Source organism: Neoluteolibacter marinus, assembly GCF_014904755.1.
GTDB lineage: Bacteria > Verrucomicrobiota > Verrucomicrobiia > Verrucomicrobiales > Akkermansiaceae > Haloferula > Haloferula marina.
Map to the genome: position 1 here is coordinate 1 of NZ_JACZFQ010000179.1, position 1,034 is coordinate 1,034.

Sequence of the window (1,034 nt, forward strand, 5' to 3'; positions counted from 1 at the left end):
ATCCGGTATATGTCAAGCCTTGGTAAGGTTCTTCGCGTTGCATCGAATTAATCCGCATGCTCCGCCGCTTGTGCGGGCCCCCGTCAATTCCTTTGAGTTTTAGCCTTGCGGCCGTACTCCCCAGGCGGGGCACTTAATGCGTTAGCTACGGCGCGGAAAACGTGGAATGTCCCCCACACCTAGTGCCCAACGTTTACGGCATGGACTACCAGGGTATCTAATCCTGTTCGCTCCCCATGCTTTCGCTCCTCAGCGTCAGTAACAGCCCAGAGACCTGCCTTCGCCATCGGTGTTCCTCCTGATATCTGCGCATTCCACCGCTACACCAGGAATTCCAGTCTCCCCTACTGCACTCTAGTCTGCCCGTACCCACTGCACACCCGGGGTTAAGCCCCGGGCTTTCACAGCAGACGCGACAAACCGCCTACGAGCTCTTTACGCCCAATAATTCCGGACAACGCTTGCGCCCTACGTATTACCGCGGCTGCTGGCACGTAGTTAGCCGGCGCTTCTTCTGCAGGTACCGTCACTTGTGGCTTCTTCCCTGCTGAAAGAGGTTTACAACCCGAAGGCCGTCATCCCTCACGCGGCGTCGCTGCATCAGGCTTTCGCCCATTGTGCAATATTCCCCACTGCTGCCTCCCGTAGGAGTCTGGGCCGTGTCTCAGTCCCAGTGTGGCCGGTCACCCTCTCAGGCCGGCTACCCGTCGTCGCCTTGGTGAGCCATTACCTCACCAACAAGCTGATAGGCCGTGAGCCCATCCAAGACCAGTAAACCCTTTCCACACACCACCATGCGGTGACATGTAGCATCCAGTATTAGACCCAGTTTCCCGGGCTTATCCCAGAGTCAAGGGCAGGTTACTCACGTATTACTCACCCGTTCGCCACTCATCCACACCAGCAAGCTGGTGCTTCAGCGTTCGACTTGCATGTGTTAAGCACGCCGCCAGCGTTCGTCCTGAGCCAGGATCAAACTCTCCGTTGAAAAACGAAAAACCATACCTGGCTGGAATCAAAATAAGATCGCCAGC

The 1,034-nt window shown here is 56.6% G+C and carries 1 rRNA gene; it reads right to left on the reverse strand.

The annotated features are described in order from the left end of the window. Positions 1–988 (reverse strand): 16S ribosomal RNA (locus tag IG178_RS24390); the annotation flags it as partial. Positions 989–1,034 lie beyond the last annotated feature (46 nt).